We start from the raw sequence: 14485 nt of genomic DNA on the forward strand, positions 1-14485 counted from the left end.
ATGCAACCGTTCGTTCATGTACAAGGCGTGGCCGCGCCATTGCTGGCGGCCAATGTCGATACCGACGTGATCATGCCCAAGCAGTTCCTCAAGGGTATCGACCGTGCCGGGCTGGATCGCGGGGTGTTCTTCGACCTGCGCTTTCTTGCGGATGGCTCGCCCGATCCGGCGTTCGTGCTGAACCAGGCACCCTGGCAAGGGGCGGCCTTCCTCGTGGTCGGCCCCAACTTCGGTTGTGGCTCGAGCCGCGAGCATGCGGTGTGGGGGCTGAAGCAACTGGGCATACGGGCGTTGATCGGGACCAGCTTCGCCGGGATCTTCAACGACAACTGCCAGCGCAACGGGGTGTTGACCATTCAACTGAAGCCGGACGAACTCAAGCGTCTGGGCGAGCGGGTCAGCCAGCCTGAAACCAACGGCATCGAGATCGACCTGCCGGGGCAGCGGATTGTGTTGGGAGAGGGGGAGAGCATTGCCTTCCAGATCGATGCGCTGCGCAAGCAAGCCCTGTTGTCGGGGCTGGATGCGATCGGCAGCACCTTGCAGCGCAGCGAGCAGATCCGGGCGTTCGAGGCGCGGCATCTGGCCGGGAATCCCTGGCTGGCTTGAGCCTTCTGGTGGCCTTGAAGGCCCAATCGCTGGCAAGCCAGCTCCCACAGGGTTCGCGTGCACCTTGAGCCTTTTGGTGCTCTTTAAGGCTCTATCGCTGGTAAGCCAGCTCACACAGGTCCGGCGGTGCACGCGGTCACTGTGGGAGCTGGCTTGCCAGCGATGAGGCCCGAAAGAGCACTACACAGCCAGATGTTTCAACCGCGCTTCAAGAAACTCCACGCACACCCGCAACTTCGCCGAATCAGCCAGGCGCGTCGGATACACCGCCCAGATATCCGCGCCCTGGCTGTACTCGTGCAACACCTGCACCAGCCGTCCCTGGGCCACCAGCGGTTGCACATCCCACCACGAACGCAGCAACAAGCCGCGATGGGCCAGCGCCCATTGCAGGACGATCTCGCCGCTGTTAGACGATAGCGTGCCGTTGACCTGCACCGTATGTTCCCTGCCGGCAGACTCCAGCCGCCACAGGCCGAACGGGCTGTTGCGCTCCTTGAGCACCAGGCAGTCGTGCTGGCCCAGGTCGTCCAGGGTCATCGGCGTCCCGCAGCGCTCCAGGTATTCGGGCGTGGCACAGATCACCCGCCGGTTGCTCGCCAGGCGGCGGCTCATGTGTTGTCCCGGCAGGTCATTGCCCACGCGGATTTCCAGGTCGAAGCCCTCGGCGACAATATCCACCACCCGGTCGAACACCTCCAGGCGCACCTCCAGGTCCGGATAGGTCGCGGCCAGTTCGGCGATGGCCGGAGCCACATGGTTGCGCCCGAAGCCGAAGCTGCTGCACAGGTGCAACAGGCCGCGCGGAGCCTTGCGCACCTGGCTCAGGTCGCACATGAAGTCGTCGAACTGGTCGAGTATCCGCTCGGCCCAATGCTGCGTGCGCAGGCCCGCGTCGGTCAGCGCGATATGCCGTGCCGAACGGTGCAGCAGGCGGGTGCCCAGGGTGCTTTCGAGGATCTTGATGCGCTTGCTGACATACGCCGGCGACTGGTCGAGTTCCAGCGCCGCGTTGGCGAAGCTGCCTTTGCGGATGACGGTCAGGAACACCCGCAGGTCGGTGGCCAGGGGGGCGGCTTCGGGAAGGCTGGTCATGGAGGCTGGGTCGGCGGCGGAAGGTGGCGCAATTCTAGCCCCTTTTGGTCCGTGCGCTGTTCATGGCCGGATGGTGGGGCATGCTGAAGATAGTCGGCAGCACCAGGCATAAGCGCGTATAACTATTAACAATCATCTCTTCTGCATGTTCATCAGGCCCCCTCCATGACCCAGACCCAAGTCGTTCAACCTTCGGAGTCGCCTGCGGCTTGCGCCTTTACCGTGCTCGACGACCTGGGTGACCTGGAGCTGGTGCACCGCATCAGCACCATGCTGATCGGTGAACAGGATCTCGCCGCCCTGTACGGCAAGATCGTCGACGCGGCAGTGGCCATCTGCGGGTCGCAGTTCGGCACCATGCAGGTGTTGTCCGCCGGTAGCGACAGCGAGGGCAGCGCCATCGGCCTGCAGTTGCTGTGCGCGCGGCATTTGCCCGAGGATGCGGTGCGGTTCTGGCAGTGGGTCAGTCCCCAGGCCCTGAGCAGTTGTGCCCTGGCGCTGCGTTGCGGCCAGCGCGCGATCATCGCCGATTATGAGCAATGGCCGGACATCGCCGGTACCGAGGAATTGGAAGCGTTTCGCCGCACCGGTATCCGCGCCGCGCAAACCACCCCGCTGGTCTCGCGCAAAGGCGCGCTGCTGGGCATGATCTCCACCCATTGGGGCCAGCCCCACCATCCTTCCGAGCGCGATCTGCGGTTGCTGGATATCCTCGCCCGCCAGGCTGCCGACCTGCTCGAACGGACGCACTCGGAAGAAGCCCTGCGCCTGCTCAACGACACCCTTGAACAACGGGTCGAGGAACGTACCCAGGCGCTTATGGCCGCGGAGGCCAGTCTGCGCCAGTCGCAGAAAATGGAGGCGGTCGGGCAGTTGACGGGCGGGATCGCCCACGACTTCAACAACTTGCTGGCTGGCATCTCGGGTGCCCTGGAACTGCTCGAAGGGCGCATGCTCCAGGGCCGGTTCGGCGAACTGGGCAAGTACCTGATCGCCGCCCAGGATGGGGTCAGCCGGGCCGCGGCGCTGACCAGCCGGCTCCTGGCATTTTCCCGTCGGCAGCCGTTGGAGCCCCGGGCGACTGATGTCAATGCGCTGATCAGCGGCATGCTCGAATTGATACAACGCTCCGTCGGCCCCGCCGTCACCCTCGAAACCCGCGGCGCGCTCGACCTCTGGTCCGCCTTCGTCGATGCCAGCCAGTTGGAAAACGCGCTGCTGAACCTGTGTATCAATGCCCGTGACGCCATGCCCGCAGGCGGGCGGATCCAGGTCAGCACCAGCAACCTGTACCTGGACGACGACCAGGCGCTGGCGCTCGAACTGCCAGGAGGCGGTTACCTGTGCCTGGCCGTGTCCGACACCGGCAGCGGAATGCCCGAGCACGTCCTTGCCCGGGCCTTCGAGCCATTCTTCACCACCAAGCCCGCCGGGCAGGGTACGGGGCTGGGCCTGTCGATGATCTACGGCTTCGCCCGGCAATCCGGCGGCCAGGCGCACATCGCCTCGCAGGTGGGCACGGGTACCACGGTGTCCCTCTATCTTCCGCGGCAGAACCCGATCACTTCGCCAACCACTCTACCAGCGCCTGGTTGAATTTGGCCGGCTCCTCCATCTGCGGTGCATGCCCCAGCCTCGGGAATTCGACCAGGTCTGCCCCGGGTATGGCCTTTTGCGCGGCTCTTCCAAGTTCGGGGTATTTGCCGATCCTGGCCTTGACCTCGGGCGGTGCGATATCGCTGCCGATGGCGGTGGTGTCGGTCTGGCCGATCATCAGCAGGGTGGGTACCTGGAGTTTCGGGAATTCGTACACCACCGGCTGGGTGAAGATCATGTCGTAGACCAGCGCCGAGTTCCACGCCACTGCCTGACGGCCAGGCCCGGCATTGAGCCCTGCCAGCATATCCACCCATTTGTCGTACTCGGGCTTCCAGCGGCCATCGTAATAGGTCTTCTGTTCGTAGGCCTTGATGCCTTCCGCCGTCACTTTCAGCTCCCGCTCGAACCATTGATCGACCGTCCGGTACGGTACGCCCATGGCCTTCCAGTCTTCGAGGCCGATCGGATTGACCATCACCAGCCGGGCAGTTTCGGAGGGATACATCAGGGCGTAGCGGGTTGCCAGCATGCCACCGGTGGAGTGGCCGATGATGCTGGCCTTGTCGATACCCAGATGCTTCAGCAGTTCATGGGTGTTGTGGGCCAGTTGCTGGAAGCTGTACTGATAGTTGTCGGGTTTGCTCGATGTGCAGAAGCCGATCTGGTCGGGCGCGATCACCCGGTAGCCGGCCTGGCTAAGCCCCTTGATCGTGTCTTCCCAGGTGGCCGCGCAGAAGTTCTTGCCGTGCAGCAGTACGACCGTGCCCAAGGTTGGTCCGGGCTTTTGCGCCGGCACGTCCAGGTAGCCCATCTGCAGGGCCTTGCCCTGGGAGGTGAAGTTCAGGTGCTGCAACGGATAGGGGTAGGCAAAGCCCTCCAGTTGCGGGCCGTAGACGTTGGCTGCGGTGGCGTATGGCAGGCCGGAGCCCAGTAAACCCGCAAGGAGTGCGGCTTGTAGGGTGCTTTTCATAAGGCGTGCTTCCTGTTTTCCAAGGTTGGCCACCACTGGGCATTGCCTGGATTAACCCGGCGTTAACGACTCTCGGGAAGAGGGATCCTGTGCCGCGAGCAACCCCTCGATCAGTTCCAGGCAGCGCTGCAACTCTGGCCCGGCGTCGTCCTTGCGCCGGCTGAGGATGATCGGGCTCACGGCATCCCGATCACTCACTCCTGTGTATTCCAGGTCCGCCCGATGCTGCTGGCGCACCGAGGCCGGCGCGAGGGTCACGCCAAGGCCGGCCGCCACCAGGCCCAGCGCGGTCTGCAATTCATTGCTCCACTGCCCGACCTTCACGCTCAGGCCATGGTGGGCGAACAGCGCCAGCACGTGGTCGGCATAGCTGGGCCGCGGCGTGGCGGGGTAGAGCACGAAGGGCTCGCCGGCCAGTTGCGCCAGGCTCGGCGTGGTGCCGCACAACGCATGCCCGCGCGGCAATACCGCCACCAGCGGATCCTCGTACAGCACCCGCTGCTCGATGGCCGGTTCGTCGATGCGGATCCGCCCGAAACCGATATCGATGCGCCCGGCCTTGAGCGCTTCGACCTGCTGCACCGTGGTCATTTCCACCAGGTCCAGTTGCAGCTCGGCGTCGCGGCGCAGTTCGCGGGTCAGTTCCGGCAGCAGGCCATACAGGGTCGAGGGGGCGAAGCCGATGCCCAGCCACTGCCGCTGGCCCTGGCCGATGCGCCGGGTGGTAGCGGCGATCTGTTCGAGCTGCTGGAGCAGGGTGCCGGTCTGTTCATGGAAGTAGCGTCCGGCCTCGGTCAGGCGCAGCGGCCGGCCGCGCTCCACCAGCAGGGTGCCGAGCTCTTCTTCCAGTTGGCCAATCTGCCGGCTCAGCGGCGGCTGGGCCATGTGCAGGCGTTCGGCGGCGCGGGTGAAGTTCAGGGTTTCGGCGAGCGCCTTGAAGTAACGCAGGTGGCGAAGCTCCATCAGACTTCCTGGGTATGGTGGCAGAGGTAATCGATATTGGATTGCCAGCCGCCAACAGGCAATCCTTTGCCCGTCCACTGAACAACCACGGCGGCGCAGGGCGTCGCCGGCACAAGGTGCCCGGCAAATGAGCAATGCAGTGATCGAACAGGTCCAGGCGGTGATCGTCGACCTCCCCACCATCCGCCCGCACAAGCTGGCGATGCATACCATGCAGCAGCAGACCCTGGTGATCCTGCGCCTGAGGTGCAGCGACGGCGTCGAAGGCATCGGCGAAGCCACCACCATCGGCGGCCTGTCCTACGGCTATGAAAGCCCCGAGAGCATCAAGGCCAATATCGATGCACACCTGGCCCCGGCCCTGGTCGGCATGGCCGCGGACAATATCAACGCCGCCATGCTCAAGCTGGACAAGATCGCCAAGGGCAACACCTTCGCCAAGTCCGGCCTTGAAAGCGCCTTGCTCGATGCCCAGGGCAAGCGCCTTGGCCTGCCGGTCAGCGAACTGCTGGGCGGGCGCGTGCGCGACAGCCTGGAAGTGGCCTGGACCCTGGCCAGCGGCGACACCGCCCGGGATATCGCCGAAGCCGAGCAGATGCTGGAACTGCGCCGCCACCGCATCTTCAAGCTGAAGATCGGCGCCAACCCGCTGGAGCAGGACCTCAAGCACGTGGTGGCGATCAAGAAGGCCCTGGGCGACTACGCCAGCGTGCGCGTCGACGTCAACCAGTACTGGGACGAGTCCCAGGCCATCCGTGGCTGCCAGGTGCTGGGCGACAACGGGATCGATTTGATCGAACAGCCGATTTCCCGGGTCAACCGTTCTGGCCAGGTGCGCCTTAACCAGCGCAGCCCGGCGCCGATCATGGCCGATGAGTCCATCGAAAGCGTCGAGGATGCCTTCAGCCTGGCCGCCGACGGCGCCGCCAGCATCTTCGCCCTGAAGATCGCCAAGAACGGCGGCCCCCGTGCCGTGCTGCGCAGCGCGCAGATCGCCGAGGCGGCGGGCATCGCCCTGTATGGCGGGACCATGCTCGAAGGCTCGGTCGGTACCCTGGCCTCGGCCCACGCCTTCCTCACCTTGCGCCAGCTGACCTGGGGCACCGAACTGTTCGGCCCGTTGCTGCTGACCGAGGAAATCGTTCGCGAAGCGCCGGTCTACCGCGATTTCCAGCTGCATGTGCCGCGTACCCCCGGCCTCGGCCTGACCCTGGACGAGGCGCAACTGTCGCGCTTCGCCCGCCGCTAAGAAGGACAAGACCATGCTGTTCCACGTAAAGATGACGGTAAAGCTGCCCGTCGATATGGACCCGGCCCGGGCCGCCAAGCTCAAGGCCGACGAGAAGGCCCTGGCGCAGAGCCTCCAGCGCGAGGGCAGCTGGCGCCACCTGTGGCGCATCGCCGGGCACTACGCCAACTACAGCGTATTCGACCTGCCCAGCGTCGAGGCCCTGCACGATACCCTGATGCAGTTGCCGCTGTTCCCCTACATGGATATCGAGATCGACGGGCTGTGCCGACACCCCTCGTCGATCCATGAGGACGATCGTTGAGAACATGAGGCCCGGCGTGGGTGGCACCCGCATAGTTGCCGAGCACTGTCTGTCGCCGGTGAATTGTGCCAGTCCTCGCCTTTGCGTACTGTGATGCCGGAGGGCGCCCCCGCAGCATTGCTGGCGGAGGAGCGCCACGACAATAAATACAAGAACCGAGTGCCTTGCCGATGGATAGCCGCCTGCTGAGTGACCGCAGTAGCGTGTTTCGACATGCCGACCCCTATGCCGTGTCCGACTACGTCAATCGACACGTCGGCCAGCACTGCATAGGCCTTTCCCGCAGCACCCACCCCCAGGCCAGCCTCAACCACCGCAAGTTCGCCGACCTCGACCTGTGCCGGATCAGCTACGGCGGCAGCGTCCGCGTCACCTCGCCGGCGCTGGAGACCATCTACCACCTGCAGGTGCTGCTCAGCGGCAACTGCCTGTGGCGCGGGCACCGGCGCGAGCACCACCTGGTGCCGGGCGAGCTGCTGCTGATCAACCCGGACGATCCGGTAGACCTGACCTACTCCGAAGACTGCGAGAAATTCATCCTCAAGCTGCCGGTCAGGCTGCTCGAGTCGGTGTGCGACGACCACCGCTGGCAACGCCCGGACAGCGGCGTGCGCTTCCTGCGCAACCATTACCGCCTGGATGAACTGGAAGGCTTTTCCAGCCTGCTGGCGATGGTCTGCATGGAAGCCGAAGCCAGCGACCCGTTGCTGCGGGTGCAGAGTCACTACAGCCAGATCGTCGGCAGCAAGCTGCTGTCGCTGCTGAGCACCAATATCCGCCGTGAAAGCCTGGCGCCGTCGGTGGCCGGTTTCCAGCGGATCCTCGACTACATCGAACGCAACCTGAAGCAGGAGCTGTCCAGCGAGCACCTGGCGGAGCAGGCGCGGATGAGCGTGCGTTCGTTGTACGGGCTGTTCGAGCGCCAGTTGGGCATTACCCCGAAGCAGTACATCCGCCAGCGCAAGCTGGAGCGCATCAATGCCTGTCTCGGCGACCCGGACTGCCACGTGCGCAGCCTGACCGAACTGGCGCTGGACTACGGCTTCCTGCACCTGGGACGCTTCTCCGAAAGCTATCGCCTGCAATTCGGCGAACTGCCCTCCGACACCCTAAAACGCCGAGCATGAAACCAGACAACTGTGGGAGCTGGCTTGCCAGCGATATCGGTAGTGACTTCACCGCCGCTATCGCTGGCAAGCCAGCTCCCACAAGGTCCGCGGTGGTCTTGATCTATCTTCTTTCCCGCCTTGCAAGAAACGGATGCTGCGGGTGGAGAGTCACCTCCGATACCCTCAAACGCCGAGCATGAAACCAGACAACTGTGGGAGCTGGCTTGCCAGCGATATCGGTAGTGAATTCACCGCCGCTATCGCTGGCAAGCCAGCTCCCACAGGGTTCGCGTCATTCTCACCTGCAAGAAACGGATAGCGGTCTGCAAAAAGCGGATATCCCGGCCATCCCCGCCTGCTTAACCTTTCCTCCGTCTGATAATAAAAACGGAGGTCCCGGCCATGACCCTGGGAATCGACTACCTGAATGCCCTGCTCGAGGAAGACAAGGACCGAGGCGTCTACCGCTGCAAGCGGGAGATGTTCACCGACCCGCGCCTGTTCGAACTGGAGATGCAGCACATCTTCGAAGGCAACTGGATCTACCTCGCCCACGACAGCCAGATCCCCGAGAAGAACGACTTCCTCACCACCACCATGGGGCGCCAGCCGATCTTCATCGCGCGCAACAAGGACGGTGAACTCAATGCCTTCCTCAATGCCTGCAGCCATCGCGGCGCGATGCTCTGCCGGCACAAGAGCGGCAACCGTTCCAGCTACACCTGCCCGTTCCACGGCTGGACCTTCAACAACAGCGGCAAGCTGCTCAAGGTCAAGGACCCGAGCGAAGCCGGCTATCCGTCCTCCTTCAACTGCGAAGGCTCCCACGACCTGACCAAGGTGGCCCGTTTCGAGTCCTATCGCGGTTTCCTGTTCGGCAGCCTCAACCCTGACGTCAAACCCCTGGTCGAGCACCTCGGCGAGTCGGCGAAGATCATCGACATGATCGTCGACCAGTCGCCGGACGGCCTGGAGGTGCTGCGCGGTTCCAGCTCGTACATCTACGAAGGCAACTGGAAGCTCACCGCCGAGAACGGCGCCGACGGCTACCACGTGAGTTCCGTGCACTGGAACTACGCCGCCACGCAGAACCAGCGCAAGCAGCGCGAGGCCGGTGAAGAGATCAAGACCATGAGCGCCGGCAGCTGGGCCAAGCACGGTGGTGGCTTCTACTCCTTCGAGCACGGTCACCTGCTGTTGTGGACCCGCTGGGCCAACCCCGAGGACCGCCCGGCCTTCGAGCGCCGCGACGAGCTGGCCCGGGACTTCGGCCAGGCCCGCGCCGACTGGATGATCCAGAACTCGCGCAACCTGTGCCTGTACCCCAACGTCTACCTGATGGACCAGTTCAGCTCGCAGATCCGCATCGCTCGGCCGATCTCCGTGGACAAGACCGAGATCACCATCTACTGCATCGCGCCCCGCGGCGAGAGCGCCGAGGCGCGGGCCAAGCGTATCCGCCAGTACGAAGATTTCTTCAATGTCAGCGGCATGGCCACCCCGGACGACCTAGAGGAATTCCGTTCCTGCCAGACCGGCTACGGCGGCGGTCGTGGCTGGAACGACATGTCCCGCGGTGCCGAGCATTGGGTCGAAGGTGCCGATGACGCGGCCAAGGAAATCGATTTGCAGCCGCTGCTCTCCGGCGTGCGCACCGAGGACGAGGGGCTGTTCGTGCTGCAACACAAATACTGGCAGGACACCATGCTCAAGGCCGTCGGCGGCGAGCCGCAACTGATCGCCGTGGAGGCCGTGTGATGAGCGCTCTCTATGCCACCGTGCGCGACTTCCTCTACCGCGAAGCGCGCCTGCTCGACGATGCCCGATGGGACGAATGGCTGGAACTGTACGCCGCCGACGCGACCTTCTGGATGCCGTCCTGGGACGACAACGACACCCTCACCGAAGACCCGCAGAGCGAGATCTCGCTGATCTGGTACGGCAACCGCGGTGGCCTGGAGGATCGTGTCTTCCGCATCAAGACCGAACGCTCCAGCGCGACCATCCCCGATACCCGGACCTCGCACAACCTGAGCAACATCGAGATCGTCGAGGAGGGCGAGGGCCAGTGCCAGGTGCGTTTCAACTGGCACACCCTGAGCTTCCGCTACAAGACCACCGACAGCTACTTCGGCACCAGCTTCTACAGCCTCGACCTGCGTGGCGAACAACCGCTGATCACGGCCAAGAAAGTGGTGCTGAAGAACGACTACGTCCGCCAGGTCATCGACATCTATCACATTTGAATACCCGGCAGCGGCGCCCCAGGCCCGCTGCCGTGCGAGGTGCAGCATGAGCTTCCAGATCGCGCTCAATTTCGAAGACGGGGTGACCCGCTTCATCGACGCCACCGCCAGTGAAACCGTGGCCGACGCCGCCTATCGCCAGGGCATCAACATCCCGCTGGACTGCCGCGACGGCGCCTGTGGTACCTGCAAGTGCTTCGCCGAAGCCGGCCGCTACGACATGGGCGACAACTTCATCGAGGATGCCCTCAGCGCCGACGAGTTGGCCCAGGGCTACGTGCTGACCTGCCAGATGCGCGCCGAAAGCGACTGCGTGGTGCGGGTGCCGGCGTCGTCCCAGGTCTGCAAGACCCAGCAGGCCAGCTACGAGGCCGCCATCAGCCAGGTACGCCAGTTGTCCGAAAGCACCATCGCCTTGTCGATCAAGGATGAGTCGCTGTCGCGCCTGGCCTTCCTGCCGGGGCAGTACGTCAACCTCAAGGTGCCGGGCAGCGAGCAGAGCCGCGCTTATTCCTTCAGCTCGCTGCAGAAGGATGGCGAGGTCAGCTTCCTGATCCGCAACGTACCGGGCGGGCTGATGAGCAGCTTCCTCAGCGGCCTGGCCAAGGCCGGCGACAGCATGACCCTGAGCGGCCCGCTGGGCAGTTTCTACCTGCGCGAGGTAAAGCGCCCGCTGTTGCTGCTGGCCGGCGGCACCGGCCTGGCGCCGTTCACCGCGATGCTGGAGAAGATCGCCGTGCAGGGCAGCGACTACCCACTGCGCCTGATCTACGGGGTCACCAACGACTTCGACCTGGTGGAGCTGGAGCGCCTGGAGCAGTTCGCCGTGCAGATTCCCAACTTTACCTTCAGCGCCTGTGTCGCCAACCCCGGCAGCCAGTACCCGAACAAGGGCTATGTCACCCAGCACATCGCCCCTGCGCACCTGAACGACGGCGATGTCGATGTGTACCTGTGCGGCCCGCCGCCGATGGTCGAGGCGGTCAGCCAGTACCTGCGCGAGCAGGACATCCATCCGGCCAACTTCTACTACGAGAAGTTCGCCGCTGCCGTCTGAACCCTTTTATGGGGTTGCCCTGTCGTGCGGGCGGGGTGACCCCCTTTTATTCGAGGTCGCAATGAACAGATTCGACGACAAGATCGCGCTGGTGACCGGCGCCGCCCAGGGCATCGGCCGCCGCGTGGTCGAGCGCTTGCTGGCCGAGGGCGCCCGGGTGATCGCCGTGGACCGCTCCGAGCTGGTGTTCGAGCTGGAACAGGGCGAGACCTTGCTGGCCCTGACCGCCGACCTGGAACACTACGCCGATTGCCAGCGGGTGATGGCGGCGGCGGTCGAACGCTTCGGCCGTCTCGACGTGCTCGTCAACAACGTCGGCGGGACCATCTGGGCCAAGCCGTTCGAGCATTACCAGGAGCACGAGATCGAGGCCGAAGTGCGCCGCTCGCTGTTCCCCACCTTGTGGTGCTGCCATGCGGCGTTGCCGTACATGCTGGAGCAGGGCAGGGGGGCGATCGTCAATGTCTCGTCCATCGCCACCCGCGGGGTCAACCGCGTGCCCTACGGCGCGGCCAAGGGCGGGGTGAATGCCCTGACCGCCTGCCTGGCCTTCGAGAACGCCGGACGCGGCATTCGCGTCAACGCCACCGCCCCCGGCGGCACCGAGGCGCCGCCACGGCGCATTCCGCGCAACGCCGCGCAGCAGAGCGAGCAGGAGCAGGGCTGGTACCGGCAGATCGTCGACCAGACGATCGACAGCAGCCTGATGAAGCGCTACGGCACCCTCGACGAACAGGTCGGCGCGATCCTCTTCCTGGCCTCCGACGAAGCCTCCTATATCACCGGAACGATTCTCCCCGTAGGCGGTGGCGACCTCGGTTGACCCCTGCGCCGACACGGTTTCTACAACAACAAAAACAAGAGATGGATGCCATGCGAAAAATCGACGTTCACCAGGTCATCGACCAGGCGCCCTTTACCCGCTTTCACTGGATGGTGATGTGCTGGTGCGCCCTGCTGCTGATCTTCGACGGCTACGACCTGTTCATCTATGGCGTGGTCCTGCCGGTATTGATGAAGGAGTGGGGCCTGACCCCGTTGCAGGCCGGTGCCCTCGGCAGCTACGCCTTGTTCGGCATGATGTTCGGCGCCCTGGCCTTTGGCAGCCTGGCCGACAGGATCGGGCGCAAGAAGGGCATTGCCATCTGCTTCGCCCTGTTCTCCACCGCGACCCTGCTCAACGGCTTTGCCAGCAGCCCCACCGAGTTCGGCATCTATCGCTTCTTCGCCGGCCTCGGCTGCGGTGGCCTGATGCCCAATGCCGTGGCGCTGATGAACGAATATGCGCCCAAGCGCCTGCGCAGCACCCTGGTGGCGATCATGTTCAGCGGCTACTCGGTGGGCGGCATGCTCTCGGCAGGGATCGGCATCTACATGCTGCCGCGCTTCGGCTGGGAGTCGATGTTCTTCGCCGCGGCCATCCCGTTGTTGCTGCTGCCGGTGATCCTTTACTACCTGCCGGAGTCGATCGGTTTCCTGGTACGCCAGGGGCGGTTCGAACAGGCCAGGGCCCTGCTCAAGCGCCTCGATCCGGCGTGTGATCCGAAGGCTGAAGATATGCTGCAGGCCCACGACAACAAGGGCAAGGGCGTCTCGGTCCTGGAACTGTTCCGTGGCGGCCTGGCGGTGCGCACCCTGTCGGTGTGGGTAGCGTTCTTCTGCTGCCTGCTGATGGTCTACGCCCTGAGTTCCTGGCTGCCGAAGCTGATGGCCAGCGCCGGCTACAGCCTGGGGTCGAGCCTGTCGTTCCTGCTGGCGCTGAACTTCGGCGGCATGGCCGGGGCCATTCTCGGTGGCTGGCTGGGCGACCGTTACAACCTGGTCAAGGTCAAGATCGCCTTCTTCCTCGCGGCGGCGGCTTCGATCAGCCTGCTTGGGGTCAACAGCCCGATGCCGGTGCTCTACCTGCTGATCTTCATCGCCGGCGCCACCACCATCGGTACCCAGATCCTCCTGTACGCCGGCGCCGCCCAGCTCTACGGCCTGTCGATCCGCTCCACCGGCCTGGGCTGGGCCTCGGGCATCGGCCGCAACGGCGCCATCGTCGGCCCGCTGCTGGGCGGGGCGCTGATGGGCATCAACCTGCCGCTGCAACTGAATTTCATTGCCTTCGCCATTCCCGGCGCGGTCGCCGCCCTGGCCATGACCATCCATGTGCTCAGCGGCAAGCGCCAGGCCCTGGCGGCTGCCCCGGCGGTTTGAAGGCACCCCGCGATACCCATCGATAACAAGAGGTGAACAGCATGACCGTGAAGATTTCCCACACTGCCGAGGTACAGAAGTTCTTCGAAGAGGCCGCCGGCCTAGGTAACGACGAGGGCAGCCCGCGCCTGAAACGCATCATGCTGCGGGTACTGCAGGACGTGGCGCGGATCGTCGAGGACCTGGAGATCACCGAGGACGAATTCTGGAAGAGCGTCGATTACCTCAACCGTCTTGGCGGGCGCAATGAAGCCGGCCTGCTGGTGGCGGGCCTGGGTATCGAGCATTTCCTCGACCTGCTGCAGGATGCCAAGGACGCCCACGCGGGGCTGACCGGTGGCACCCCGCGTACCATCGAAGGCCCGCTGTACGTGGCCGGGGCGCCGATCGCCCAGGGCGAGACGCGCATGGACGATGGCAGCGAGGAGGGCGTTGCCGTGCCGATGTTCCTCGACGGCCAGGTGCTCGACCCACACGGCAAGCCGGTGGCCGGTGCCATCGTCGACCTGTGGCATGCCAACACCCAGGGCACCTATTCGTTCTTCGACCCGGGCCAGTCCGAGTACAACCTGCGCCGCCGTATCGTCACCGACGCCGAAGGCCGCTATCGCGCCCGCAGCATCGTGCCCTCCGGCTACGGCTGCGACCCCCAGGGCCCGACCCAGGAATGCCTGGACCAGCTCGGCCGCCACGGCCAGCGTCCGGCCCATGTGCACTTCTTCATCTCGGCCCCGGGTTATCGCCACCTGACCACCCAGATCAACCTGTCCGGCGACAAATACCTGTGGGACGACTTCGCCTATGCCACCCGCGAGGGCCTGGTGGGCGAGGTGCGCTTCCACGAGGACGGCGCCCGTGGTGTACCGGGGCGTTATGCCGAACTGAGCTTCGACTTCCAGCTGCAAGCCGCGCCGGATGCGGCTGCCGAGGTACGCAGCAAGCGTCCTCGTGCCCTGCAGGAAGCCTGACCCCACAGGCGAGCGCGATCCCTGTGGGAGCGGGTTTACCCGCGATTGCAGTAGTGAACTCACCATAGCAATCGCGGGTGAACCCGCTCCCACAAGGTCCCCGTAGCAGCCCCA

13 protein-coding genes and 1 pseudogene are annotated in these 14485 nt (G+C 64.7%); 11 read left to right on the top strand and 3 right to left on the bottom strand.

The features are described from left to right. Positions 1 to 609, top strand: coding sequence for a 3-isopropylmalate dehydratase small subunit (leuD, locus tag N7650_RS15625; RefSeq protein ID WP_279899001.1), 609 nt, complete (start codon positions 1 to 3; stop codon positions 607 to 609). Positions 610 to 789: 180 nt separating this feature from the next. Here the strand turns inward: leuD and N7650_RS15630 are convergent, their stop codons facing one another. Continuing rightward, complete coding sequence (locus tag N7650_RS15630) at positions 790 to 1704, bottom strand: LysR substrate-binding domain-containing protein (protein ID WP_279899003.1); 915 nt, start codon at positions 1702 to 1704, stop codon at positions 790 to 792. Between the two features lie 165 nt (positions 1705 to 1869). Between N7650_RS15630 and N7650_RS15635 the strand changes: the two are divergent. Beyond that, positions 1870 to 3261 (top strand): annotated as a pseudogene (locus N7650_RS15635) (ATP-binding protein); the annotation flags it as partial. Between the two features lie 4 nt (positions 3262 to 3265). Here N7650_RS15635 and N7650_RS15640 read toward each other — a convergent pair. After that, on the bottom strand, positions 3266 to 4273 hold the full coding sequence (locus N7650_RS15640) for an alpha/beta hydrolase (protein ID WP_279899004.1): 1008 nt from the start codon (positions 4271 to 4273) through the stop codon (positions 3266 to 3268). A 51-nt stretch (positions 4274 to 4324) separates the two neighbouring features. Beyond that, positions 4325 to 5236, bottom strand: coding sequence for a LysR family transcriptional regulator (locus N7650_RS15645; RefSeq protein ID WP_279899005.1), 912 nt, complete (start codon positions 5234 to 5236; stop codon positions 4325 to 4327). A 127-nt stretch (positions 5237 to 5363) separates the two neighbouring features. Between N7650_RS15645 and N7650_RS15650 the strand changes: the two genes are divergently transcribed. The 9 genes from N7650_RS15650 to catA all read left to right on the top strand — a co-directional run bounded on the left by N7650_RS15650 (position 5364) and on the right by catA (position 14371). Beyond that, positions 5364 to 6485: a muconate cycloisomerase family protein gene (locus tag N7650_RS15650; RefSeq protein ID WP_279899006.1), complete on the top strand. Its 1122-nt coding sequence runs from the start codon at positions 5364 to 5366 to the stop codon at positions 6483 to 6485. A gap of 13 nt (positions 6486 to 6498) precedes the next feature. Continuing rightward, positions 6499 to 6789, top strand: a complete 291-nt coding sequence (gene catC / locus N7650_RS15655; RefSeq protein WP_279899007.1) for a muconolactone Delta-isomerase — start codon at positions 6499 to 6501, stop codon at positions 6787 to 6789. A gap of 170 nt (positions 6790 to 6959) precedes the next feature. Further along, a complete protein-coding gene (locus N7650_RS15660; protein WP_279899008.1) occupies positions 6960 to 7916 on the top strand; it encodes a helix-turn-helix domain-containing protein in 957 nt (318 codons plus the stop codon). Between the two features lie 384 nt (positions 7917 to 8300). Continuing rightward, a complete protein-coding gene (benA, locus tag N7650_RS15665) occupies positions 8301 to 9656 on the top strand; it encodes a benzoate 1,2-dioxygenase large subunit (RefSeq protein ID WP_009404686.1) in 1356 nt (451 codons plus the stop codon). Continuing rightward, entirely contained in the window at positions 9656 to 10144 is a 489-nt protein-coding gene (gene benB, locus N7650_RS15670) for a benzoate 1,2-dioxygenase small subunit (protein ID WP_064302922.1), read from the top strand. The genes benA and benB overlap by 1 nt, the downstream gene beginning before the upstream one ends. 46 nt (positions 10145 to 10190) lie before the next feature. After that, positions 10191 to 11201, top strand: a complete 1011-nt coding sequence (benC, locus tag N7650_RS15675) for a benzoate 1,2-dioxygenase electron transfer component BenC (RefSeq protein ID WP_279899009.1) — start codon at positions 10191 to 10193, stop codon at positions 11199 to 11201. 61 nt (positions 11202 to 11262) lie between these two features. After that, positions 11263 to 12024 carry a 1,6-dihydroxycyclohexa-2,4-diene-1-carboxylate dehydrogenase gene (locus N7650_RS15680; RefSeq protein WP_279899010.1) on the top strand — a complete coding sequence of 254 codons (762 nt, stop codon included), beginning with the start codon at positions 11263 to 11265 and terminating at the stop codon, positions 12022 to 12024. Positions 12025 to 12074: 50 nt separating this feature from the next. Further along, positions 12075 to 13403 (top strand): MFS transporter, encoded by a 1329-nt coding sequence (locus N7650_RS15685; protein WP_279899011.1) that lies wholly within the window; start codon positions 12075 to 12077, stop codon positions 13401 to 13403. A gap of 41 nt (positions 13404 to 13444) precedes the next feature. Beyond that, a complete protein-coding gene (catA, locus tag N7650_RS15690) occupies positions 13445 to 14371 on the top strand; it encodes a catechol 1,2-dioxygenase (RefSeq protein ID WP_279899013.1) in 927 nt (308 codons plus the stop codon). Positions 14372 to 14485 lie beyond the last annotated feature (114 nt).

Source organism: Pseudomonas sp. GD04058 (assembly GCF_029836855.1).
GTDB classification, from domain to species: Bacteria; Pseudomonadota; Gammaproteobacteria; order Pseudomonadales; family Pseudomonadaceae; genus Aquipseudomonas; species Aquipseudomonas bharatica.

What these genes read in the sequence shown, in the direction of transcription:
- leuD (WP_279899001.1), top strand. Translation starts at nt 1, where the DNA reads ATGCAACCGTTCGTTCATGTACAAGGCGTGGCCGCGCCATTGCTGGCG.
- N7650_RS15630 (WP_279899003.1), bottom strand. Translation starts at nt 1,704, where the DNA reads ATGACCAGCCTTCCCGAAGCCGCCCCCCTGGCCACCGACCTGCGGGTG.
- N7650_RS15640 (WP_279899004.1), bottom strand. Translation starts at nt 4,273, where the DNA reads ATGAAAAGCACCCTACAAGCCGCACTCCTTGCGGGTTTACTGGGCTCC.
- N7650_RS15645 (WP_279899005.1), bottom strand. Translation starts at nt 5,236, where the DNA reads ATGGAGCTTCGCCACCTGCGTTACTTCAAGGCGCTCGCCGAAACCCTG.
- N7650_RS15650 (WP_279899006.1), top strand. Translation starts at nt 5,364, where the DNA reads ATGAGCAATGCAGTGATCGAACAGGTCCAGGCGGTGATCGTCGACCTC.
- catC (WP_279899007.1), top strand. Translation starts at nt 6,499, where the DNA reads ATGCTGTTCCACGTAAAGATGACGGTAAAGCTGCCCGTCGATATGGAC.
- N7650_RS15660 (WP_279899008.1), top strand. Translation starts at nt 6,960, where the DNA reads ATGGATAGCCGCCTGCTGAGTGACCGCAGTAGCGTGTTTCGACATGCC.
- benA (WP_009404686.1), top strand. Translation starts at nt 8,301, where the DNA reads ATGACCCTGGGAATCGACTACCTGAATGCCCTGCTCGAGGAAGACAAG.
- benB (WP_064302922.1), top strand. Translation starts at nt 9,656, where the DNA reads ATGAGCGCTCTCTATGCCACCGTGCGCGACTTCCTCTACCGCGAAGCG.
- benC (WP_279899009.1), top strand. Translation starts at nt 10,191, where the DNA reads ATGAGCTTCCAGATCGCGCTCAATTTCGAAGACGGGGTGACCCGCTTC.
- N7650_RS15680 (WP_279899010.1), top strand. Translation starts at nt 11,263, where the DNA reads ATGAACAGATTCGACGACAAGATCGCGCTGGTGACCGGCGCCGCCCAG.
- N7650_RS15685 (WP_279899011.1), top strand. Translation starts at nt 12,075, where the DNA reads ATGCGAAAAATCGACGTTCACCAGGTCATCGACCAGGCGCCCTTTACC.
- catA (WP_279899013.1), top strand. Translation starts at nt 13,445, where the DNA reads ATGACCGTGAAGATTTCCCACACTGCCGAGGTACAGAAGTTCTTCGAA.